This window comes from Thermanaeromonas sp. C210 (assembly GCF_013167955.1).
Lineage (GTDB): Bacteria > Bacillota > DSM-521 > Neomoorellales > Neomoorellaceae > UBA12545.
This window is the reverse complement of the sequence record NZ_BLWF01000001.1, coordinates 96,809-118,285: the sequence shown is the minus strand read 5'-3', so window position 1 is coordinate 118,285 and position 21,477 is coordinate 96,809. Positions and strand designations below refer to the sequence as shown.

Sequence of the window (21,477 nt, the reverse complement as noted above, 5' to 3'; positions counted from 1 at the left end):
AGGCCGTAACCCCCTCACCCCGGACCCGAAATATTCACGGTATTCTTCCCCTAAGGGGCGCTCTTTAGGGCCTTCCGCCCCTCGTGCATAATGACGGCCACCTCGGCCACCTTGCGGGCCAGCCCCTTCACCGTGTCCATACCGATGTCATCCTCACCGGCTCCCTCGGCTCCCAGATCCCGGGACCATACCTTGCCGCCGGCATATCCGCCGATCTCCCCGCCCACCACCACCAGGCCGCGGGTCAGGAGATAATTGATTATCAGGTTAACGGTCACTTCCTGGCCGCCATTCCGGGTGCCTCCCACGGCTATGGCCCCGCCCACCTTGTTGCGCAGAGCCTCGGGAAAAACATGGTGTACCGGCCGCAGGCGGCTGAAGAAGGCCGCCAGCTGGGGCGTGGGCCCCATTACGTAGACCGGGGAAGCCACCAGGTAGGCATCGGCGGCCACGAACCGGTCGAAGAGCTCCTGCATGTCGTCTTGCATACAGCAGCGCGTCTTGTTCTTCTTACAGTAGCCGCACCCGTTGCACGGCGCCACCTTGCGGCCGCGCAGGACCATGAGCTCCGTCTCGATTTGGGGGAAGGCAGATGTGGCCGCCTTAAGGGCTTCTTGCAGCACGTACTCCGTCGCGCCCCTGCGGGGGCTGCCCGAAAGGCCCAGGAGTTTCACCGCCACGGCGAGGCCTCCTTCCTCTAACGCCCCCCGGCCAGCATGCGGGGCAGGTAGGCGTATACCTTCAGGGCGTCCAAGAGCTGTGGTACGGAGATCTGATCTCTAAGGGTATGGGGATGTTCCTCCGAGCCCGGTCCGAACCCTAGGGTGGGGATCCCGGCCATGCCCGCGGTATAAGTGCCGTCGGTGCTGAAATCCCAGCGGCCGATGACGGGCTCGCGCCCCAGGACGCGCCGGAAGGTCTCGGCAGCCACCTGTATCAGGGGATGGTCCTCCGGCAGGCTCCAGGCGGGGAAGAACTCCTCGCCGCCTATGGGCCTCCCCATGTAGCCCGGCTCCTCGCATCGCATAATCTCCACCTCGGCTCCGAAGGGCGCCGCGATCTCCCTTACCTGCTCCAGGCACAGCTCCCGCGTCTCGCCCACCGTGAGCCGGCGGTCGAGATAGAGGATACACTCTCCCGGGATGGTGTTGAGGGAGGGCGTCTTGCACTCCACCTTGGTGGCCGCTATGCTGCCCCTGCCCAGGAAGGGGTCCGCGGCAAACTTCTCCGGGAGGCGCTCCACTTCCCGCACGATGGCCGCGGCTTTAGAGAGGGCATTGTCCGCCCGCTCGGGGACGCTGGCATGGCCCTCCCGGCCCGGCACCCTCACCTGGAGGAGGGCCCGGCCCCGGTGACCCCGGCACAAGCGCAGGTCGCTGGCCTCACCGATGACCACGTAGTGGGGGCGGATGCCGGTTTCCTCCAGGAAATTCCGAATGGCCAACCCCTCGCCTATCTCTTCTCCTACCACCCCCACCACGTACAGGGTAAAGTCGCCCAGCAGATCCAGTTCCTTGATGACCTTCCCGGCAAAGGCCATGCAGGTCAGGCAGCCTTTATCGTCACTGGCCCCGCGGCCATAGACCACGCCGTTTTCGTATTTACCCTTAAAGGGGTCAAAGCCCCATTCGGCGGGGTCCCCGGCCTCCACAGTGTCCATGTGGGCATCATAGAGGATGATCGTCTTACCTCTACCCAGACGGCCGGCCACGCTGCCGGTGGAATCCCGCCATACCTCATCAAACCCCAGCTTGTTCATCCCCGCCAGCAGGAAGTCGGCCGCCTCCTTCTCCCGGCCTGAAAGGCTGGGAATGGCGATAAACTCGCGCAGGAAGGTTACCATCTCGTCCTGCAGGCCGTCAACAAACTTCTGCAAAGTCTCTAGTGACATTGGTTCTCACCACTGTTTTAAGGATACTGACGATTTTAAGCATATTATTCGACGAACCTCAAGGATCTCCTGCCTTCCCCCTTGTATACACAGGGAAGGATTATTCTACCTTAAAATACAGTTCCGTATCCTTGCGGCCGCGGGCCACCAGGCGGCCTCCCTTAAAGACGTAGGCCTTCGCCGCCTGGGTAATAACGGCTTCGGCCGGGCTCTCCGCCTCCAGCACCACCAGGTCGGCCCGGGCTCCTGGCCGCAGGCCGTAGTCCTCCCCCAGGCCCGTGGCAGCCGCGGCGTTGTAGGTCCCCATTTTGAGGACCGTTTCCAGTTCACGGGGCAGTCCCATCTGGAGGACCTGGGCCGTAATGAGGGCCTCCTCCAGCATGTCGGCATTGCCGAAGGGCCGGAAGGGGTCGCGGATGTTGTCGGAGGCGTAGGCCACGTTGACCCCGGCCTCCAGGAGCTCCCTCACCCGGGTGACCCCCCGGCGCACCGGCTGCCTGTCCTTCCTCCCCATGAGGTAGAGGTTGCACGAGGGCAGGGTTATGATGCTGATTCGCGCTTCCCTCACCTTTTCTATGACCCGGGCGGCCACATCATCGGGCACCGCCGCCAGGGCGCAGCAGTGGCCAGCCACCACCCGCCCGGCCCATCCCCGCTCCCGGGTCTTCTCCGCCAGATACTCCAGGGTCCGCACGTCTGGCTCGTCGTGCTCGTCCACATGGAAATCTACGGGTAGGCCGTACTTCTCGGCCAGGTCAAAGGTCTTGTCTATGCTATCAAAGGGGTCCCGGGAGAGATGGGGCGCGCCGCCCAGGGCGTCCACGCCGAGGCGGGCCGCCTCCTCTAAAAGTTTAAGGGTGGCATCGTCCAGGTCGTAATCCACCCCGGCCGGCATGGCCACCAGCTGCAGGTCGATGAAGGGGGAGTACTTCTCCTTGAGCTCCAGGAGGGCCTCCAGAGCCACCAGGCCGATCTCGGGGACCACCGTAACGTGGCTCCGCAGGGTGCCGGTGCCGTGGCCGATGGCCATTTCCAGCACCTTCCCGGCCCTGGCCTGGACGTCCTCCCTGGTCAGGGTATTGTAGAGGCGGGCAAAGGCCAGGATGGCCTCTTCCAAGGAGGCCGCTCCCCCGGCCACCCCCACCAGGGCCTTCTCGAGATGGGTGTGGGCGTCCACAAAGGCCGGGATCACCAGCCTGCCCTTTACGTCAACGATCTCCCGCGCCGGGCCGGGGAGATCCGGTCCCATGTCCCTGATTCTCCCGTCCCGTATTGCGATGTCCTGCAGGGACCCGTCCATAAACCTGGCCCGCCGCAGCAGAAGGTCCATCTCCGCTCCTCTTCCCTTCCGGTAAAAAATTTACTGCTCCCGGCCGGGCCCGGCCTGGCCTTTATCCCCGCCGGGAGCAGGGAGGGGGCTTTGGTATTGGACGGCCCGTCCCCGGACGCCGGGTTAAGGCCGCTCCCTTGCCGCCGTACCGCTTCCCGGCCGGCGGCATTGAAGTCAGGCAGGCCTTGCGCCTAGCGCATGGTGGCCGCCAGGATAGCCTTGATGGTGTGGAGCCGGTTTTCGGCCTCGTCGTAGATCACCGACTGCGGCCCGTCGATGACGTCTTCCGTAACCTCTATGCCGCGGTCGGCCGGCATGCAGTGCATGTAGATGGCTTCGGGCTTGGCCAGGCCCATGCGGCGGCCGTTGCACACCCAGTCCTTATATTTCTCGATGAGCTCCGCTCCCTCGGTGTCGCTGCCGGTGTAGGCGATGGGACCCCAGCTCTTGGCGTACACCACATGGGCGTCCTTGCACGCCTCGTCCATATCGTGGACGATCTCGAACTTGACCCCGGCTTCCTCCGCGTTCTTCTTGGCCTGTTCCACGATCTCCGGCAGGAGGTGGAACTCGGGCGGGTGGGCCAGGGTAACGTCCATGCCGAAGCGGGGCATGAGGAGGATTAAGGACTGGGGCATGGACAAGGGCCGGATGTACTTGGGCGCGTAGGTCCAGGAAATGACGAACTTGAGGCCCCGGAGGTTATGGCCGAACTTTTCGCGGATGGTCATGAGGTCCGCAAGGGCCTGGGTGGGATGGTACAGGTCGCACTGCATGTTGATTACCGGGATCTTGGCCCACTTGGCCAGTTCCCGCATGTAGGCGTTGCCCTTCTTGTAAGCGCAGTTGCGCACCCCTATTCCGTCCCCGAAGCGGCCCAGCACCTCGACCGTGTCCTTGGCCGTTTCGCCGTGGTCGATCTGGGTCATCTTGGGGGTCAGGTAAATGGCGTGTCCCCCGAGCTGGGTCATGCCGGTTTCGAAGGCATTGCGGGTGCGGGTGGATTCCTCAAAAAAGAGCATGTAGAAGGTACGGTCTTCCAGCAGGTGATGCTTTTCCCGCAGCATCTTCCGGCGCTTCAGCTCAAAGGACAGGTCCAGCAGGGTCTCGATTTCCTCCTTGGTCCACTCCTGCAGGGTGATAAGGTGCTTACCCTTGAGATTGGTCTGCAATGTGACTCCCTCCATCAAGCGATAATTTCAGGCTGGCTTGATATTATAATTCGCCAAGAGGTACGGAACTCCTACCTCTTCCCGGAGATTTTTTATCCCAAGGGGCCCGGTTTTATTTTTCCGGGAAGGAGCTGACGTATCCCCGATTTGAGAGGGTAATTTAGCTCGTAAGCGAGCGACTTGAGCCGAGCGGAAGACCAAACTTAGCGAAATTGAGGACGGAGGCGGGGCCGAGGCCATGGACGGCCGAGGCCGGCTCCTGAGGCAGGGAAGCCGAATGAGCCGGGAACCCCGCCGGAGTCCGAAAATTGAGCGCTAGTTTGGTCCGCGAGGCTCACCGAGCGAGCGGGAGCTAAATCACGCCTGGCTAAAAAGTGGGGATGGTTCAGGGGAAGGAGGAGTTGCGGCCCCTTGCTCGAAATGAGATAATTATTTTGTATAATTTCATAACATCGAGGAGCCGAGATGGACCATGCAGAAGCTTCATCTTACACCCCTCTACATGAAGGCCAAAGAAGCCATCATCGACATGATCCAAAAGGGCAGGTTCCCAGAAAACCGGCTCCCGCCGGAAGAGGAACTGGCCGAAAAACTGGGCATAAGCCGGGCCACCATCCGCGAGGCTCTCATGATCCTGGCCCGGGAGGGCGTGGTGTCCAAGAAACACGGCGTGGGCAACTTCGCCCACCCCAGCGCCCTGGAAAACCGCATGCGCATCGACCTCATCTCCGACATCGCCCGCCTACTCAAGGCCAGCGGCTACGAGGTAGCGGTAGAGCACCGGAACTTCCGGGAGGGGGAGCTGGCACCGGCCATCGCGGAGAAGTTGCGGCTGGCCCCGGGCGAAACCCCCCTCTACATCTTCGACCGCCTTTACCTGGCCGACGGGCGGCCGGCGGTATTCATCACCATCCGGATACCCAGGATCCATGTGGTCAACGACATAAGGAATTTACCGGCCGGTCCCACCATCGTGGACGTCCTCAAGGCCTGCTGCAATGCGGAGCCCTCCCACTCCATTCTCACCTTCCAGCCCCTCTCGGCCGATGCCCCGCTGGCGGAGATTTTTGAGCTGCCGGAGGATCATCCTCTTATTTCCTGGGAGGAACTCTTCTTCGATCTCTACGACCGGCGGCTCTGCTACAACACCATCGTATTCCACCCGCGGATCGTGCAGCTTAGCATGCTGAGGAAATGGGGCCGGTAGCCCCTAAGGGCAGGTATTCCTTCAGGTTCACCCGCGGGTAAACCACCCGCCTGTAGTCCTTCCGTAGGGCCAGGTCCAGGGTTGCATCGATGCCCACCTTGGTGTGGGTGCCGTCGGCCCCGGTGGTCGGGTCGTTCTCCATGCCCTGGGCGTAGGGAACGGTGAAGATGTCCCGGGCCGCGTCCACCCTGGTGGCCAGGGCCCAGAGGAGGTCGCCGGTGTCGTAGATGTTGACGTCGGTGTCCACCACCAGGGCCATCTTGATGTTCACGTGGGTCATGAGGGCGGCCAGGGCCACATTCTTGGGTTCCCCCTGGTTCTGCTTGTCCAGGGAGATAACCGCCATAAACCCGCCGGTGCAGGGCAGGAGGTGCACCCCCTTCACATTGGGGGATACATGCCGGGCAAAGCGCAGGAGCATGGGCTCCCTGGGCAGCACGTTGCCTATATAAACATGCTCAAAGGAGCCCGGCACGATGGTGCGGTAGACGGGCCGGTGGCGGTGGCAGAGGGCCGTGACTTCCACCACCGGGTGCTGATAAACCTCCCCGAAGTGGCCGGTGAACTCGGCCAGGGGGCCTTCCTCCTCGCGGTGATGGGGCAGGATGCGCCCCTCGATGACGATCTCCGCCTCCTGGGGGGCATAGATATCCACTGTGGCGCACTTGCCCAGCTCCATGGGCCGGCCCCGCAGGGCGCCCGCCAGTTTAATCTCGTCGTCTTCTATGCGGAAGCCCGCCGCTATCTCCACCACCGGGTCCATGCCGATGGCCACGGCTATGGGCAGGGGCTCCCCGCGCTTTTCCGCCTCCCGGTAGAACCAGGCTATATGCCGCCACTCGTTCATCATCACGGCCAGCCTCCGGGGTCCTTTAAGGTGCAGCCGGTTGTAGGAGTAGTTCTGGCGGCCGGTCACCGGGTCCCGGGAGATAACGATGCCCGCCGTGATGTACGGCCCGCCGTCCCCCGGGTTGTGGTGGGGGATGGGGAGCTGGCGGGTGAGGTCCACCTCCTCCCCTTGGAACACGTTCTCCAGGAACAAAGGCCGCTCCACCGTCACCGGCTCGACTAGATTTTCGGTCGCAGCCTCCACCCGGGAGTTGACCTCCTCCACCCGGCAGCCCAGGGCCAGGGCCACCCTTTCCGGGTGGGCCAGCAGGCCCCCGGTGACCATCATGCCCGAAGGATGGTCCACGTTGGTGAAGAGACCGATGGGCCCGCCCTCCTGGAGCATGGTGTTGATTACGTTGGCCAGCTCGAACCGGGGGCTCACCTTCCGGCTAATTTCCACCAGGTGCCCCTTTTCACGGAGCAGGTCTAGATATTGCCTCAAATCCATAGCCATCCTCCTGATGCTCATATATTTCTGCGAATTTATTTCTGCGAATTTCCGTGGTCCTCCACTCCTGGCAGCCTGCGGGCTCTCGGGGATGGGCTGCCCCGGGGTTACCGGCCTTCCTTACCGTAGGGCTTACCCATGGAGGCCGGGGGAACGGTCCTGCCCACCACACCTGCCAGGACCAGGATGGTCAGGATGTAAGGCAGCATGAGGAAGAACTGGTAGGGAATCTTAAAGCCCAAAGTCTGCAGGCGAAGCTGCAGGGCGTCCGCCGCCCCGAACAGGAAGGAGGCCCCCATAATCCCCAGGGGGTTCCACTTGCCCACTGTCACCGTGGACCAGGCCACGTAGCCCCGTCCCGACGTGAGCTTCTCCATAAAGACCGAGAGCTGCCCGATAGAGAGGAAGGCTCCTCCCAACCCCCCAAGAATGCCGGAAATGATCACCGCCAGGTAACGCACCCGGTACACATTGATGCCCAGGCTGTCCGCCGCGCGGGGGTGCTCGCCGATAGCCCGCATGCTGAGGCCGAAGGGGGTCTTATAGATAATGTACCAGGTGAGCGGCACCAACAGGAGGGCGACGTACACCAGGGGTATCTGCCGGAACAACACCGGTCCCACGAAGGGCAGGTTGCTGAGCCCGGGCACCGCCCATTCCTGGAAGGCCGCCACTGCAGAAGGCTTGGCCCCTATGCCGAAGACCACGTTGAGCAGGTAGCTGGTAAGGCCGATGGACAAAATATTGATACCCGTCCCGGCCACCACCTGGTCCGCCTTTACTGTAATGCTCATGTACCCCAGTATGAGGGCCACCGCTAGTCCGCCCAGGCTGCCCATGAGGGCACCTATCCAGGGATTACCCGTAACATAGGAGCCGTATACCCCCATAAAGGCGCCCACCAGCATGATGCCCTCCAGGGCGAAGTTTATGATGCCCACCCTGGCGGTAAAAACCCCTCCCAGGCTGGCCAGGAGGATGGGAGTGGCCATGCGGAAGGTAGCCGCGAGGAATCCTGCAAGGTTATTTAAGTCCATAACTCTTTTCCTCCAGAACCGGCTTGGCAAAAATGCGTATAACATAATTGCGCAGGAGTTCGTCCATGAGGACGAAAAGGATCACCAGCCCCTGGATGACGAAGACCAGAGAGGCCGGGACCTGGACGCTGCGCTGCATCATATTGGCCCCCACCCTGAGGGCTCCGAAGAAAATGGAGGCGATGGTTACCCCCCCCGGGTGCAGCTTGCCCAGGAGGGCCACGGCCATGGCATCAAACCCGTACTCCGAGCTGAAGCCGTTGAGCAGCCGGTGATGCAGCCCCGCTATCTCCACCATCCCCGCTAGGCCCGCAAAGGCCCCCGAGAGGCTGAGGGCCAGGACCATGTTCTTGCCGACGTTCATGCCGCTGTGCCTGGCCGCCTCGCGGTTGTAGCCCACGGCCCGCATCTGGTAGCCCAGGGGCGAACGCCACAGCAGAAAATAAACTACGAAGGCCGAGGCAAAGGCGATGAGGACCCCCAGGTGCAGGCGCGTGCCGGGAAGTACATAGGGAAGCCACGCGTGCCGGGCTATCTGGGCGGTCTGGGGAAAGTAGCCCGGAGGCTCGCGAAGGGGTACGTCCAGCAGGTAGGACACCAGGAAAATGGCGATGTAGTTCAACATAATGGTGTTGATGACTTCCGAAACGCCCAGCCTGGCTTTGAGGTATCCGGGTATAGCCCCCCACAGGCCGCCGCCTACCATGCCGGCCAGCATCACCACCAGGATCAGGGCCGGGCCCGGGATCCACCCCATGTAAATCCCCGCCAGGGTGGCAAACAGGCCGCCCATGATCATCTGCCCCTCGGCGCCTATGGAGATGAGGCCGGTGCGGTAGGCGACCGTAAGGCCCAGCCCGCTGAGCAGCAGGGGCGTGGCCTTGACCAGGGTCTCGGTAAAGCTCCGCAGGCTGCCGAAGGCCCCGGAGAGCATGTACTTGTAGGCCAGGAGGGGATTGGCCCCGGAAAGGGCAATGATAAAGGATGCCACTATAAAGGCCAGCACCAGGGCGGCCGCCGGACCGAGGATTCCCGCCAGGAGGCCCGATACCTTCGGTTTGCGCTCTATGCTTATCTCCCACTTGCCCAATTTCAACTGCACGCTGCGCACTCCTCTCCCTGCCTAGAGCCGCCACCCATGAGCAACCCTATTTCCGCATAGGTGGTCCGTCCCGGAATGACTTCTCCCATGATTTGACCTTCGTATATCACCAGCACCCGGTCCGAAACCAGAAGGATTTCATCCAGGTCGGCGGAAATGAGAAGGATGGCCACTCCCCTCCGCTTCTCTTCCAGGAGGCGCTGGTGGACGAACTCGGTAGCCCCCACATCCAGGCCCCGCGTGGGCTGAACCGCAAGGAGGAAGCGGGGTTTGCGGTTGATCTGCCTCGCCAGGACCACCTTTTGCTGGTTGCCGCCCGACAGGTTGCGGACCACCGTTTCCGGGTCCGGGGGACGGATGTCGAACTCCCTTACCAGTTTCTGGGCGAGGGTTCTCACCTCCTGGGGGTAAAACACCTTCCTGTGGGTGAAGGGCGGCTTGTCGTAGGTATCCAGCACCAAGTTTTCCGCCACCGTAAAATCCAGTACGAGCCCCTCTTTGTGCCGGTCTTCGGGCACGTGGGCCAGCCCCGCTTCAATGCGGGCCTTGGTGGTCCAGTTGGTGATATCCCGGCCGTCAAAGAGGACCCTGCCGCTTTCCACGGGCCTAAGCCCCATAATAGCCTCTGCCAGCTCCTTCTGGCCGTTACCGTCCACCCCGGCCAGGCCCACGATTTCCCCCTCGTGGACGGTGAAGGTGACCCCCTTCAGTTCCGAGGCCTTCTGCTCCCCGCGAACCCTCACCTTTTCCAGGGTCAGGAGGGGCCTGCCCCGACGGCCCTCAACCTTGGCGTACTCCATCATTACCGGCCGCCCGACCATGAGGGCGGCCAGCTCTTCCCTGGTGGTGTCCCGGGTGTTAACGGTGGCCACCACCTCGCCGGCCCTCAACACCGTAACCCGGTCGGCGATGCGCATCACTTCCCACAGCTTGTGGGATATAAAAATTACCGACTTGCCCGACTGGATGAATCGGCGCAGGTTATTAAACAATTCCTCCACTTCCTGGGGAGTCAGCACCGCCGTGGGCTCGTCCATGATCAGAATGTCCGCCCCGCGGTAGAGGGCCTTGATGAGTTCAATCCTCTGCTGGATTCCCACGGAAAGATCCTGCACCTTGCTGTCCACATCCAGCTGGAAGTTGTATTTTTGGCAGAGTTCCCGGATGTCCTGCCGGGCCTTTTTCAGATCCAGGGCCAGGGGGCTGCTGGGCATGCCCAGGATTACATTCTCTACCACGGTTAGGGTGGGCACCAGCATGAAATGCTGGTGGACCATACCGATCCCCAGCTCGATGGCGTCCCTGGGCGAGGAAATGGTCACCTTTTGCCCCTTTACGTAAATTTCCCCGGCATCGGGGGTGTACAGCCCGTACAGGATGTTCATCAGGGTGGTTTTCCCCGCCCCGTTTTCCCCCAGGAGGGCGTGAACTTCCCCCCGGCGGAGCTCGAAATCCACGTTCTTATTGGCCACGACGCCCGGAAAGCGCTTGGTAATACCGCGCATGGCCAGCACTACTTCCCCGTTCACGGCCGACACTCCTTCAAGGGGTGCAACCCCGGAGACGGGGCTACACCGCCGTCAACTGCTATTGCTCGAAGCTGGACTTGGGCAGGATGCCCTGGGCCTTCAGGGAGCCGTCCTTAATGGCGGCCACCACTTCTTCGATTTTCTTCATGGCGCCCTCGGGCAGATCCTTCTCGTGCCCGTGGAAGGAGGAGAGCCTTATGGCCCCTTCCTTGCTCCCCAGAAGGTAGAGGCCGGGTTTGAAGTCACCTTTCATTACCTGGTCGATAATATAGAGCATCATGTCCTGGACGCTCTGGATGGCCGACACCACCACGGTTTCCGGCGCAACATTGTACTGGTCGTCGACATAACCTATGGCTTTGATGTTCTTCTGTTTGGCCGCGTCGATGACACCCAGGCCCACCTGGTTGGCGTTGCAGGTCACCACATCGGCGCCCTGCTCTATCATGGCCAGGGCCATCTCTTTACCCTTGGGGATGTCCGTCCAGGACTCGGTATAGCCCGTCAGGACCTTTACGTTGGGGTTTACATATTTGGCCCCTGCCTCAAATCCCTTTAGGGAGTCCACTATATGGGGGAACTTCATACCGCCGATCATGCCCACCACGTTGGTCTTAGTTATCAGGCCGGCCACCGCCCCGGCCAGGAAGCCCGTTTCCGGCGTGTTGAAACGGTAGGAGGCCATATTGGGCTCCTGGAAGTCCTGGCCGTTAACCACCGCGAAAATGGTGTCGGGGAAGGACGGCGCCACGGCCTTAACGGCATCGGTGAACTCAAAGCCGTGGGCGATGATCAGGTCGTAGCCCTTGTCGGCATAGTCCCTGATCACGGTTTCATAGTCAGGCTGCGGGACGTTTTCCGTATAGGCCGTCTCTATGTCCAGTTTCTGCTCGGCCTCTTTCAGCCCCTTATAGGCGGACTCGTTCCACCCGGCGTCGTTGATGGGTCCCGTAAGAACCATGGCCACCCGGAGCTTTTCCTCCTGCTGCTGGCCTTGGTTCCCCTGGGAGGGCTGCTCCTTTGACCCCCCGCCGCAGCCCAGGAGGAAAAGGCCCAGGACGGCGACGGCAAACAGCTTGAGCGCGGTCTTCATCCTTTCCGAAAGCCCCCTTTACGGTGTCTTTTAGCCCCTTATCCTCGGCACCTCGGCGATGGATTTAAGTTCCCAGAAATTACTCCCGGCACATCCCCCCCTTCCGTGTCAGGCGAACTACCACCCTGCTCACGGGATCGGGACAGGCCACCAGGGCCTGCCCCTCCTTCTCAAAGGGGAGGTTGCCGAAGGCCATGGCCATGATGGCGGGGAAGGCGTTGTGCAGGAGTTCCAGGCAGACCCCCTCGGCCCCCTCAAGCTTAAGGCAGCTCGTCGCCTGGACCTTGAAAGAGTACCCGGGCTTCAAGCCCGCGCTGCACTCGCCTTCCACAGAAACTACGGTAACCTCAACAGTTTGCCCCATGCCTTTGTTCCTCCTCTTCGGGATTTTCTTTGAGTACGGAACGTTTATTTTTCTTCCACAGGTCGGCCTCTATGATCTCCTGGGTCCGCTGGAGGTGCCGGGAAACCTCCGGCAGGCCGAGCTTAATCATCACCAGGAACAGGCTATCCAGGATGCTAAGCTGCGAGAGGCGGAACTCCAGGGTTCCCGTGAGGTGGGACAGGTAATTGGTCACCCCGAAGAGCTTGAAGTCGCTCAGCCCGGCTATGGGAGAATCCCGGTTGTTGGTGAGGGACACCACCGTGGCACCGGCGGCCCGGGCTATCCGCAGGGCTTCCACCAGGCTGGAGGTGGCCCCGGAGAAGGAGAAGGCCCACACCACATCCCCCGGCCGGGACACCCCGGCCAGCATTTTCTGCTCCCGCTGGTCCAGGGACAGGTAGGTGTTAAGTCCCAGGCGGAGGAGCTTGTGGTGGGCATCCATGGCCGTCACCGCCGCGCCCCCGCAGGCGAACAGCCTGATGCTCCTGGCCTCCAGCAGCACCTCAGCCACCCGCTCCAGCTCCGCGGGGTCCACGTTGGCCAGGGCGGTGTGGATGGCCTCGGTGTGGAGCTTCCGCACCTTAGCCACCAGGGTAGGCCCGTCGTCCTCCGGGGTGATGAGGGACAGGTCCAGGCTCTCCCGCTGGCTCCCGGCCTCGCGCGCCAGGGCCAGGCGAAAATCCTTGAAGCTCTCGAAGCCCAGCCGACGACACAGTCTAAGGACGGTCGTCTTACTTGTACCGGCGTGCAGAGCCACCTCGGAAATGGAGAGGCGGGCGCTGTCCCCTGCCTCCCGGAGGATGACCTCTGCCACGGCCCTCTCCGCCGGCGGCAGCTCCTCCAGGAGGAGGGCCAGCCTTCGCGCAACAGTTCGGTTCATCTGAAAGACCACCCGTCTACCCCTACGGCGTCCGGGCAGCGCTCCGGGTGAGCTCACCTGCGGCGCCCTCGGGCGGGAGTCTACTGCCTCTCCTACCCGTCTCCCGGCCGCCCCTCATCCCGGCCTGCCGGCCCTTTTCTACCGGCCCCTTTCAGCCTGCCAGGAGTGCCCGGTCCCGCCGCGGCGCACTTTGGTTCTTTCTGCCAGCGTCTGTCCGCGGCGAGTATACTGCCCCACCTTTGCGTAACTCACTTCCACCTTTTTAAGACGGAGCACGTAACTCAGTTACATTAAATTATATTCGCCGCCTCCATGGTATTTCCTGCTTGCGGGGCCCTCTGATGTGCAATAATTTTAAACATAACCACGCCGATTGTCTCTTCATCCGGTTCCCTAGCAGACAAGGTTACTATCCTTCAGGTACCACTACGTCCTTTGGGGTTCTCCACCCGTACTGAATAAAATGCCGGTCGTAGGTGAAGGCCAGATCAAAGGAAAGGCGAACCATAACGGCAAAACTGGTGGCATCCGTGCACCAGCACTTTCATTGCCCATCCCCCAGGTACTTATGTTTATTAGTAGATACGTCCTTCTCTCCCTTCCCTATCTTCCGCCGACCCCACCAAGCGCCAGATACCGTCATCAAAGCTGGTTCGAGGATAGAGAGGTGCTTTGCGCAGAATTACACTGTCTCCCCGCACCTCATAAGCAAGATAGTCGCCTTCATCGGCCTGTACGGCTTGGCGCACCGAAAGGGGCAGGATTATCTGCCCTTTGGAGCGAATCCGATCAGGTTCATATTTTAACCCATGTAAGTCCGGAAGCCTTGCCACCGGGCACCGGGACCTGAGACCGGTGCGTGATACAAAAAAGAAGGCCCCGCCGTATAAGGTGCCAGCGCGAGGCCCCTTTATCCCGCTCTTATGCTATACCGTCTTGCACCGCCTCTTTCCGGGTTATCCGGCTGCCTGCCCGTTCCCCGGCCGGGGACGGTCCCGCCTAAAGCGCACCGCTGCTCCCGCTCCAGGCCCAGGGCTCGTAGAAGGCCTTCACGGCCATGGCGTGCTGCCACCTAAGGCCCTCAAGCTGGGCCTCCAGGGAAGCCACGGTGCTCTCCATGGACAGCACCTCGGCCTGGGTGGTCATGCCCAGGTCGTACTTAAGCCTGGCCACCCGCAGACCCTCCCGGGCCGCGGCCAGGGATTCCTCCAGAGCCCGGTAGTTCTCCTCCAGGGCCTTCACATTGTTGTAGGCCTGCAGGAGGGCAAGGTATAGCTGTTCCCTGGTCATATCGACGGCCCTCTCCGCCATCCTCAGGTTAATCATATCCACGTCGTAGGAGTTGTACATGCCGTAGATGTTTTTCTGCAGCTTCACCGTCTCCTCGGCCTTCCACACCTGGGGGCTGGCCTCGATGACGGCCTCGATCTCCCGGTCCACGTCCTGTACTTCCAGGGGCACAAAGTCCACGGTGCTGACCAGCTCCGGCCTCGATCCCTTCGGCAGGCCCAGCAGCTCCGCCAGGTCCGCATAAGCCTTATCCAGCTTATCCTGCGCCTGGGCGAGCTCCGACCGGGCCGCCGCGAGGCTGTTCCGCCTGTTCATGAGGTTGATGCGGCTCTCGATCCCGTATTTGAACTTGGCCTCGGCCTCGGCCAGCTCCCTCTCTTTGGCCGCCACGTTCAAAGCGGCAGCCTCCACCTGCCCCCGGGCGGTCACCACGGCCGAGTATTTCTGGTAGACCACGGCCACAACCGAAGCCACCTCAACCTCGTAGTCCTTCTGGGCCGCCCGGTAGTCGTAAAGGCTCTTGTACACGGCCCCCGTCGGGTCCTGGCCGGCCGCGACGGCAGCATACATATCGGTACCGGGTATATGCGTCGCCCTAAGGAAAGCGTTATATTGGTCCCACGTTTCATCCATGGCCTTCTTCTTTAGCTCCAGATTATCCTTCGCCATCTGCAGGTCATCGCTGGTCGCAAGGGCCATGCTAACCGCGTCCTCCAGGGTCACCACGCCGGGGCCTTCCTGGGAAGCGTAGGCCGTCCCCGCAAGGCCAAGGGTCAGAAGGATCACCGCGACGATCAAGGTTGAGACCACAACAGTCAGCCCCGCCGGCGGGGCCGCACGACCCGTCCTCACCATGAGCAATCTCCCCCCTCTCTACTCCTCAAAAGCGCCTTCAAAAGGCAAGGCCCGGGTCCGCGAGGGAACCCGGGCCTTGCAGACCGGCCCTATTCGAGGTTCATCGTTACGGTCTTGGTGGCCTCGTCATAGCTGACGCTGGCACCGAAGGCCTGGGCGATGAACCGGAAGGGCAGCATGGTCCGGCCGCTCTGGACTTCAGGAGCCGCGTCCATGCTGACGCTGATGCCGTTAAGCTTCAGCTCCTTGCTGCCGATGGTGAACTGGACGGCGTTCATGCCCTTGAGCAGGGTCACAGTCTTGGTGGCTTCGTTCCATAGCACGTTGTTGGGGTCAACACCCAGGGCGTAGGCCACGTAGCGGACGGGCAGGTAGGTCCGGCCGTTCTTCACGTATGCGGCCACGTCCATGGTGTACTCCACGCCGTTCACCGTGTAGACGTTGCTGCCCAAGGTGAAGACGGCAGTCCGGGCGCTCGGGGAGACCACAGTGGCATTTGCCACTTTGGTGACATAGTTGTCGAGGTCGTTCACGTATACCTTGACCTCAACGTCTCCCGTCGCGGCCGTCGCGCTCACATCGTACTTGATGTCCGAGATCTTAATGGTGCTCGCAACGGAGCTCTCGCGGGTGACATAGAACGTCAAGGTGTTATCTTCGCGGTACACGTTCTCGGGCACAGTTATGTCGCCGTCGTCTACCTCGACTTTGGCCGCGCTGAAGTCAATGCCGAGCGGCGCCTTCAGCGTGATCGCAATAGCATTGCCATCGTTGTACTCCTGCGGGTCTAGTGCTCCATCCGCTACTTCCTTGATGTAGATGTCGCCAGCTTCCTGGTCGGCCACCCCGGGCACAAGGGTTGCCTTCTCGGCGCTCACAGTAATGGGTGCCTTGCACTCGGCGATCTTGACCTTGCCCTCAACGTCGCCACCAAAAGTGACATAGACGTCGCCCACGGGGGCGTTGCCCTTCGCGATAATCTTAAGGCCGCTGATGGTAACGTCGCCGCTAGCCCCGCCCCTCGGGAACATAAACCAAGCGGTGCGGTCGCTGTTGTAGTAGTCGACGTCTACGTCGGGACTGCCATCCTTATCTTCAACCGTCATGGGTTCATCTTTCACCCATTTGAATCCTTCGGGCAGCGTCATTGTGATGTAGTCATCCTCGCCGAATTCGAAGGACCCTTTGACATCGAGCGTTATCTCCGTGTCAAGGCTAGCGGACAGGCCCTGATAGATGGTCCCATCGTTGTCCTCAACGTCGATCACTACTTCGCCCTCTCCGATGGTGGCAAGCACAAGGCTTTGGGTGTCGAGGACGTTGCCGCTCAGTTCCACCACCACGTCACCCTCCGTGGCAGTGGGATCAACCTTAAAGTATGGCGTGATCTCAATCCTGCCCGCTACGGTGGTGGAAGCCTTGCTAATGGATATGATCAGGTTCTTGCCTTTGTCATCAACGACGGGACTGTCAGCGAGGACCCCCGTCACCTTCACCGCATTCGAGTCCATCTTACTATTGTCCCACTTCACGCCGGACTTCTTTATCGTAAGTTTAATGGCCTTCCCCTCGTCGAGGGCGCCCGGGCTGAGCTCCTTAATGGTGACCTTCGCACCGGCTCTACTGCTGCCTACCGTTATGAGCTCGGGGTCGTCGACCGTCACCGAAACTGCCCCGCTGCGGACCTTCGCAATGGTCACGCTTTCGGAGTAATCAAAGGTGGTTTCACTGTCCTCGGTGTTGGTCCCCCAAACTGTCACGTCTACATTAATACTACCGGTAACGTCGGCATCCACATCGAGGATGATGTTAGAAATAGTTACGCCGACGATAAACTGCTCTTTGCTCAGCTCAAGAGTTATTTCATCATCGGAGGCATACAATACTTCTTCCGCACTTCCAACTTCCGTGCCGTTCACATACACTTCATCAACTAGCGAGAACGTTACGCCGGCGGGAAGGGTGAGTGTTGCGTATACCGTGTCAGTATTATTGTATACATACTGGCTGGCGCTGTCCTCCGGTCGGGTAAAATCACTAGTCGCCTTGATCGTCACCGAACCGGCGGGCTGATCTTCAGCATCGTTGTCCACATACTTGTAGGTCCCCACAACGTCCGCGTAATCTACCGCCGCCGCCGCCGGTGCGGCCAGGGGCACCACCAGGCCCACCAGCATGGCCAGCGTCAGCAGGATGGAAAGCCATTTCCTGCGTACTTTCCTCAAATTTTTTCCCTCCTTGAGCGCTTGCTCTTAATGAGTTATCACTGTCGTGCGACCGCCGCGCCCTCGTGTCGGGCGCTGGCCTTAGAGTTCTCTTCCGGCCCGGGTACGCCTTTCTTGCCCCTCATCCCTCCTCTCCTCAGGTTTCCCGTCCGCTACTGCGTCTTGGTGCTGCGGTATCTGCTCCGTTGCCCTGGAAAGCCCTGCCGCGGAAGGGGCGGCCATCTCAACCACCCGCTGGTTATCCACCCAGCGGTCCGCCTCCCCTGGCGGGCTTTTCCCTGCGATCCACTTTATTAGACACCGGACTCCGGCCTAAAGTTCCCGGCACCCGGAAAAATTTTTTTGGCTGCCACGAGCTGCGGGAGAAAAACCGGAACGGGCCGGGCTGTCTTCCCCGTTGTGGCGTCTTACAGTATGTGGTATCATAAACAGGAAGCGTCAGGACAGCAGGCCCGCCGCCGGGTGCCCGTGCCCTTGCCCCATCCCGCCGGGGCCAGGGAGGGTGGGGGTGATAACCCTCGCGGGTTGCGGCGGGTGAAAAATTTTTATCCTTAGTTATAAGACGGCGGGAACTTTCGGGCGTCATTTTTTGTCTAATAAATGTCCGGGAAGGTACCGGGCCTCCAGGGGTGTTGGTCTTGAACCTTGGTGACAAAAAGAGGGAGTTTGAGAAGCTGGTTATAGCCTATCAGGACAGGGTGTACGCCCTGAGCTACCAGTTGACGGGAAATCATGCCGACGCCCAGGACCTGGCCCAGGAGGTCTTCGTGAGAGCCTACCTCAACCTGGAGAAGTTCCGCTATGAGGCGGACCCCGGTACGTGGCTCCACCGGATCACGGTGAACGTGTACCTCAATTCCCGGCGCAGGAGCAAGAAGGACAACATCGCCTATTCCCTGGACGAACCCCTGGAGACCGAGGAAGGGGAAGTGACCCGGGAGCTGGCGGCGGCAGGCGGGGACCCCCAGGAGCTCCTGGACGAGAAGGAGCGCCGGCGCTGTCTGCGGCAGGCCCTGGAGGAGCTCTCCCCTGAATACCGCGCCGTCCTGGTCCTCCGGGAGTTCCAGGGGTTGAGCTACGAGGAGATAGCCCATGCCCTGGGCTGCTCCCTGGGTACGGTGAAGTCGCGGCTCAACCGCGCCAGGCTGGCCCTGAAGGAAAAGGTGGCGTCCCTGGAAAGGAAGGGGCCGATTCCGGCACCCCAGGGCGCCGCCCGGAGTGTGCCTGTGGGGAAGCCCCGGGAGGGTTGCACCCGCCCGTAAACGGGTGCCGGGACCGCGGCGTTACATAAGGCGCCGGCAGGCCGGGAGGGTGGCATAGTACCCCCCGCAGCGCGGCCGGCGGCCGAGGATGCAGGTGGCGAAGATGAACTGCGCAGAAGCAAGGGAGGCCTTCTCCCTACATCTCGATAAGCTTCTGGGCCCTCCGGAAGAAGGGGAGCTGGCGGGCCACCTTGAGGTCTGCCCCCGATGCCGGAAAGAGCTGGCGGCCCTGGAGGTGGCCCTGAAGGGCCTGCGAACCCTGCCCGGGATGAGCCCGGCCGCGCCCCAGGGGCTAGCGCGGGAGGTAATGGCCCGGGTGGAGGCCCTAGAGGGGCGCAGGGCAAGGCTTAGCGCCTGGAAGCGCTGGGCGGCGTCCGCGGCTGCCGCCGTCCTCCTGGCGGCAGGGTCCCTGGCCTACGCGGCCCGAGATGCGGGGCCCGGCGGGCGGCTGACCGCCCTGGAGCTCGATCCTGCGCCGGAGCAGGTGCTCCCCGCGCCGCCGGGTTCAGGCGAGGACCGGCAGGCCTTTAGCGGCGTTCCGGAAGGTGAAAGCTATACCGGGGAAGGGCAAGCCTCACCCGTTGAGCCCGTCGCCGGGGGCGGGGGGAACGGGGAAGGTGCCCCGCCCGGCCCCAGTGCAGGGAGCGGCGTCCAGGCCCCTGCGAACGGGGTCCGGGGAGAAACCCCTCCCCCGGGGGAGAGTGAAAGTAGCGCTTCTTCCCCCTCCCGGTCTACGCCGGCCCCCATTAAGGCGGCCTCCAGGGAGCCTCTGCGCCCCGTGGCCTTCATGAATAAGGAGCGGCAGATCCAGAGCACCTTCCTCAAGGTGGCCGCCGGGAACCTGGACCGTGCGTTGAAGGAGGCTGCGGCCACCGGAACGGAGTTCAATGTCTCCTCCCAGATCATAGCGGTGCAGAACACGGGGGGAGAACAGCGGGCGGCGGTGAGGTTCACCGTGGCGCCCGGTAAGGCCCCTGCCCTGGTGGCCGGGCTGTCCCGGCTAGGCACGGTGCTGGAGGAGCGGCAGGAGACGGAGGACGTAACGGCCCGCTTCGCCGCGATCCTGGAGCAGTACCGGGAGACGGTGGAGAGGGCCAACGCAGCCCGGGACGAGGAGGAGCGGCAGCGGCTCCTGTCCCAGGCCGAGTTCCTGGAGAAGCAGCTTGCCGCCTGGGATAAGGAGGCAGGCCAGCACGTCGTGGTCCTGTGGCTGGAGAAGAGGTAGAGGGAAAAATAAAGCCCTGCATTCCTGTGGTAAGGGGTGCGGGGCTTTTAGTATGCCTGAGGGCCTCAATGCCGCAGCAGGGAGGCTATAATTCCTCCAAACCCGACTAATAGGGTTATAATAGTGCCTATAAACCACAATTGCAAGGCACCGAGCTTTTGCATCAACTTTTGTTCCAGGCCGTCGATTCTAGTATCGAGCCTTTTTATTTCCCCGGTGAACTTCTCGTCCAGGGCCTTTATGGACCGGTTCACTTCTTTGATCTCGCGGGTGAACTTCTCGTCCAGGGCCTTTATCTGTCCGGTAAGCCTATCGTCCAGCTCCTTCACGGACCGGTTTATCTCTCTGATTTCCCCGGTAAACTTCTCGTCCAGCCTGTCGGCCCGCTGGAGCAAGAAGAAAAACTCCGAAGATGTTAAACCTTTGGGTGGTTCGCCGGCAGCAGCAGTCTCCCTCAATATTTCCTCCGGCACGGCCCTCAACCCCTCTCACCCCATTTTAACCGGAACCGACAGCCGGTATCAATGGAGTTTCTGCCTGCAGGATGCCCCTAACCTGTCGGGGTAAAAGATGATTTAGCCCCTTTTTTCGATCTCCTGCAAAACCCAGTTATAAGTGGCCTCCGCCAGGCGCACGGCCTCCAGGTATTCCTGTTCGTCCACGGGATCCCAGTCGCCGGGATAGCGGGTGGTGACGGCGTAGTCGGTAAGGGTGACGGCTTCCCTGATAAGGGGTGGCACGGCAATCTTGCCCCGGCGCTCGAGGAGGCTCAAAAGGTGGCCGATGGAGTGGGTGCGGGGGTAGTCGAGGTTAAGGTAGAGGAGCAAGCCTTTAAGGGCCTTCTCGGCGGCCTGCTGGGCGTCGAAACAAAGGTCCTCGTAGAGGATGTCCGGGGACTGGCGCCCCATCCGGGCCCGGGCCAGGTTACTGCGGGCCCGCTCCAGCCATACCTGCCAGGATTTATCCTTCCGGTTTCTTTTCATAGACGACGATCCCCTTCAGAGCTTCCCGGTAGACGAAGCCCGCGGTGTGACGGTACTTCTCCACCCCTTCCGGCGTCTCCACTATTATGTCTACCGATACCGGGAGCCCGGCCAGTTTCCTGTATATCTCCCGGGCCAGGGCCCGCCGGTTCTTAACCCCTTGTTTGATGACCAGGAGGTCGTAGTCGCTTTCGGGGCTGTCGTCTCCCCGGCTGCGGGAGCCGAAGAGAATGACTTTGTCCGGGTCGGCGGCCTCGCGGACTCTGGCCAGGATGAGTTCTAACATTTTGTTCACCTTTATCTCCCCGTCAGGGCGCAAAAATTAGACGTTAAGCCCGGGCAGCACCCCGCCCCGGAGCCGGGTGAAGGGGCGTTCGCGGGCGGGCCCCCTCCGGGCAAAGCGTGCGTACACCTCGCGCATCCCCACTTTCGAGCCTAGGCCTACCTTGGCTTTCGCTCGCTCCAGAAACCCTCGCGGGCCAAACTATCACTCAGCCTCAAGCTCCGGCGGACTTCCCGGCAAATTCGACATCCTGTCTCAGTTGCCGGCCTCGGCCATCCCTGGCCTCGGGTCCGCCTCCGCTTTTCGTCTTCGTGAAGTTTGGCAACCGCTCGGGTTTAGTCGCTCGCTTTCAAGCCAAGGCAGGCTTCCCCCCTCTAAAAGTGGCGAAA

20 protein-coding genes are annotated in these 21,477 nt (G+C 61.7%); 3 read left to right on the top strand and 17 right to left on the bottom strand.

All coding sequences use genetic code 11. The features are described from left to right. Positions 1 to 50: 50 nt before the first annotated feature. The 4 genes from TAMC210_RS00600 to argF form a co-directional block, all read right to left on the bottom strand. The gene (locus TAMC210_RS00600; protein WP_217267207.1) at positions 51 to 680 is read right to left on the bottom strand and encodes a flavodoxin family protein; all 630 of its coding nucleotides are present in this window, start codon (positions 678 to 680) and stop codon (positions 51 to 53) included. A 17-nt stretch (positions 681 to 697) separates the two neighbouring features. Beyond that, the gene (locus TAMC210_RS00595; RefSeq protein ID WP_173296885.1) at positions 698 to 1,891 is read right to left on the bottom strand and encodes a YgeY family selenium metabolism-linked hydrolase; all 1,194 of its coding nucleotides are present in this window, start codon (positions 1,889 to 1,891) and stop codon (positions 698 to 700) included. A 100-nt stretch (positions 1,892 to 1,991) separates the two neighbouring features. Then, the gene (locus TAMC210_RS00590) at positions 1,992 to 3,221 is read right to left on the bottom strand and encodes an amidohydrolase family protein (protein WP_173296884.1); all 1,230 of its coding nucleotides are present in this window, start codon (positions 3,219 to 3,221) and stop codon (positions 1,992 to 1,994) included. A 191-nt stretch (positions 3,222 to 3,412) separates the two neighbouring features. Continuing rightward, entirely contained in the window at positions 3,413 to 4,393 is a 981-nt protein-coding gene (gene argF / locus TAMC210_RS00585; RefSeq protein WP_173296883.1) for an ornithine carbamoyltransferase, read from the bottom strand. Between the two features lie 472 nt (positions 4,394 to 4,865). Here argF and TAMC210_RS00580 point away from each other — a divergent pair, with 472 nt between their 5' ends. Then, on the top strand, positions 4,866 to 5,600 hold the full coding sequence (locus TAMC210_RS00580) for a GntR family transcriptional regulator (RefSeq protein ID WP_173296882.1): 735 nt from the start codon (positions 4,866 to 4,868) through the stop codon (positions 5,598 to 5,600). On the opposite strand, the gene TAMC210_RS00575 is transcribed toward TAMC210_RS00580, so the two are convergent. From TAMC210_RS00575 to TAMC210_RS00530, 10 genes are all read right to left on the bottom strand, one after another. Beyond that, positions 5,572 to 6,939, bottom strand: coding sequence for a UbiD family decarboxylase (locus tag TAMC210_RS00575; protein WP_217267206.1), 1,368 nt, complete (start codon positions 6,937 to 6,939; stop codon positions 5,572 to 5,574). The genes TAMC210_RS00580 and TAMC210_RS00575 overlap by 29 nt on opposite strands. 107 nt (positions 6,940 to 7,046) lie before the next feature. Beyond that, positions 7,047 to 7,976, bottom strand: a complete 930-nt coding sequence (locus TAMC210_RS00570; protein WP_173296880.1) for an ABC transporter permease — start codon at positions 7,974 to 7,976, stop codon at positions 7,047 to 7,049. Next, positions 7,963 to 9,078 (bottom strand): ABC transporter permease, encoded by a 1,116-nt coding sequence (locus TAMC210_RS00565; RefSeq protein WP_173296879.1) that lies wholly within the window; start codon positions 9,076 to 9,078, stop codon positions 7,963 to 7,965. The genes TAMC210_RS00570 and TAMC210_RS00565 overlap by 14 nt, the downstream gene beginning before the upstream one ends. Then, the gene (locus TAMC210_RS00560) at positions 9,069 to 10,607 is read right to left on the bottom strand and encodes an ABC transporter ATP-binding protein (RefSeq protein ID WP_254388441.1); all 1,539 of its coding nucleotides are present in this window, start codon (positions 10,605 to 10,607) and stop codon (positions 9,069 to 9,071) included. Before TAMC210_RS00560 ends, TAMC210_RS00565 begins: the two co-directional genes overlap by 10 nt. 58 nt (positions 10,608 to 10,665) lie before the next feature. Then, positions 10,666 to 11,700, bottom strand: coding sequence for a BMP family protein (locus TAMC210_RS00555; protein WP_173296878.1), 1,035 nt, complete (start codon positions 11,698 to 11,700; stop codon positions 10,666 to 10,668). A 79-nt stretch (positions 11,701 to 11,779) separates the two neighbouring features. Continuing rightward, positions 11,780 to 12,064 carry a TIGR04076 family protein gene (locus TAMC210_RS00550; protein ID WP_173296877.1) on the bottom strand — a complete coding sequence of 95 codons (285 nt, stop codon included), beginning with the start codon at positions 12,062 to 12,064 and terminating at the stop codon, positions 11,780 to 11,782. Next, complete coding sequence (locus TAMC210_RS00545) at positions 12,048 to 12,965, bottom strand: MurR/RpiR family transcriptional regulator (RefSeq protein WP_173296876.1); 918 nt, start codon at positions 12,963 to 12,965, stop codon at positions 12,048 to 12,050. Before TAMC210_RS00545 ends, TAMC210_RS00550 begins: the two co-directional genes overlap by 17 nt. A 999-nt stretch (positions 12,966 to 13,964) precedes the next feature. Next, positions 13,965 to 15,110 carry a TolC family protein gene (locus tag TAMC210_RS00540; protein ID WP_173296875.1) on the bottom strand — a complete coding sequence of 382 codons (1,146 nt, stop codon included), beginning with the start codon at positions 15,108 to 15,110 and terminating at the stop codon, positions 13,965 to 13,967. A gap of 89 nt (positions 15,111 to 15,199) precedes the next feature. Beyond that, on the bottom strand, positions 15,200 to 17,335 hold the full coding sequence (locus tag TAMC210_RS00535) for a copper amine oxidase N-terminal domain-containing protein (protein ID WP_173296874.1): 2,136 nt from the start codon (positions 17,333 to 17,335) through the stop codon (positions 15,200 to 15,202). Positions 17,336 to 17,416: 81 nt separating this feature from the next. Beyond that, positions 17,417 to 17,581: a hypothetical protein gene (locus TAMC210_RS00530; RefSeq protein ID WP_173296873.1), complete on the bottom strand. Its 165-nt coding sequence runs from the start codon at positions 17,579 to 17,581 to the stop codon at positions 17,417 to 17,419. A 392-nt stretch (positions 17,582 to 17,973) separates the two neighbouring features. Here TAMC210_RS00530 and TAMC210_RS00525 point away from each other — a divergent pair, with 392 nt between their 5' ends. Together TAMC210_RS00525 and TAMC210_RS00520 are read left to right on the top strand one after the other, a co-directional pair. After that, complete coding sequence (locus TAMC210_RS00525) at positions 17,974 to 18,597, top strand: sigma-70 family RNA polymerase sigma factor (RefSeq protein WP_254388440.1); 624 nt, start codon at positions 17,974 to 17,976, stop codon at positions 18,595 to 18,597. Between the two features lie 103 nt (positions 18,598 to 18,700). Next, positions 18,701 to 19,822 (top strand): zf-HC2 domain-containing protein, encoded by a 1,122-nt coding sequence (locus TAMC210_RS00520; RefSeq protein WP_173296871.1) that lies wholly within the window; start codon positions 18,701 to 18,703, stop codon positions 19,820 to 19,822. A 65-nt stretch (positions 19,823 to 19,887) separates the two neighbouring features. Here the strand turns inward: TAMC210_RS00520 and TAMC210_RS00515 are convergent, their stop codons facing one another. The 3 genes from TAMC210_RS00515 to TAMC210_RS00505 form a co-directional block, all read right to left on the bottom strand. After that, positions 19,888 to 20,295 carry a hypothetical protein gene (locus TAMC210_RS00515; protein WP_173296870.1) on the bottom strand — a complete coding sequence of 136 codons (408 nt, stop codon included), beginning with the start codon at positions 20,293 to 20,295 and terminating at the stop codon, positions 19,888 to 19,890. 102 nt (positions 20,296 to 20,397) lie between these two features. Then, positions 20,398 to 20,805 carry a HEPN domain-containing protein gene (locus TAMC210_RS00510; protein ID WP_173296869.1) on the bottom strand — a complete coding sequence of 136 codons (408 nt, stop codon included), beginning with the start codon at positions 20,803 to 20,805 and terminating at the stop codon, positions 20,398 to 20,400. Next, positions 20,783 to 21,091, bottom strand: a complete 309-nt coding sequence (locus tag TAMC210_RS00505; protein WP_173297495.1) for a nucleotidyltransferase domain-containing protein — start codon at positions 21,089 to 21,091, stop codon at positions 20,783 to 20,785. The genes TAMC210_RS00510 and TAMC210_RS00505 overlap by 23 nt, the downstream gene beginning before the upstream one ends. Between the last annotated feature and the right edge of the window lie 386 nt (positions 21,092 to 21,477).

What these genes read in the sequence shown, in the direction of transcription:
- TAMC210_RS00580 (WP_173296882.1), top strand. Translation starts at nt 4,866, where the DNA reads ATGCAGAAGCTTCATCTTACACCCCTCTACATGAAGGCCAAAGAAGCC.
- TAMC210_RS00540 (WP_173296875.1), bottom strand. Translation starts at nt 15,110, where the DNA reads ATGGTGAGGACGGGTCGTGCGGCCCCGCCGGCGGGGCTGACTGTTGTG.
- TAMC210_RS00505 (WP_173297495.1), bottom strand. Translation starts at nt 21,091, where the DNA reads ATGTTAGAACTCATCCTGGCCAGAGTCCGCGAGGCCGCCGACCCGGAC.
- TAMC210_RS00510 (WP_173296869.1), bottom strand. Translation starts at nt 20,805, where the DNA reads ATGAAAAGAAACCGGAAGGATAAATCCTGGCAGGTATGGCTGGAGCGG.
- TAMC210_RS00590 (WP_173296884.1), bottom strand. Translation starts at nt 3,221, where the DNA reads ATGGACCTTCTGCTGCGGCGGGCCAGGTTTATGGACGGGTCCCTGCAG.
- TAMC210_RS00520 (WP_173296871.1), top strand. Translation starts at nt 18,701, where the DNA reads ATGAACTGCGCAGAAGCAAGGGAGGCCTTCTCCCTACATCTCGATAAG.
- TAMC210_RS00575 (WP_217267206.1), bottom strand. Translation starts at nt 6,939, where the DNA reads ATGGATTTGAGGCAATATCTAGACCTGCTCCGTGAAAAGGGGCACCTG.
- TAMC210_RS00595 (WP_173296885.1), bottom strand. Translation starts at nt 1,891, where the DNA reads ATGTCACTAGAGACTTTGCAGAAGTTTGTTGACGGCCTGCAGGACGAG.
- TAMC210_RS00570 (WP_173296880.1), bottom strand. Translation starts at nt 7,976, where the DNA reads ATGGACTTAAATAACCTTGCAGGATTCCTCGCGGCTACCTTCCGCATG.
- TAMC210_RS00545 (WP_173296876.1), bottom strand. Translation starts at nt 12,965, where the DNA reads ATGAACCGAACTGTTGCGCGAAGGCTGGCCCTCCTCCTGGAGGAGCTG.
- TAMC210_RS00555 (WP_173296878.1), bottom strand. Translation starts at nt 11,700, where the DNA reads ATGAAGACCGCGCTCAAGCTGTTTGCCGTCGCCGTCCTGGGCCTTTTC.
- TAMC210_RS00550 (WP_173296877.1), bottom strand. Translation starts at nt 12,064, where the DNA reads ATGGGGCAAACTGTTGAGGTTACCGTAGTTTCTGTGGAAGGCGAGTGC.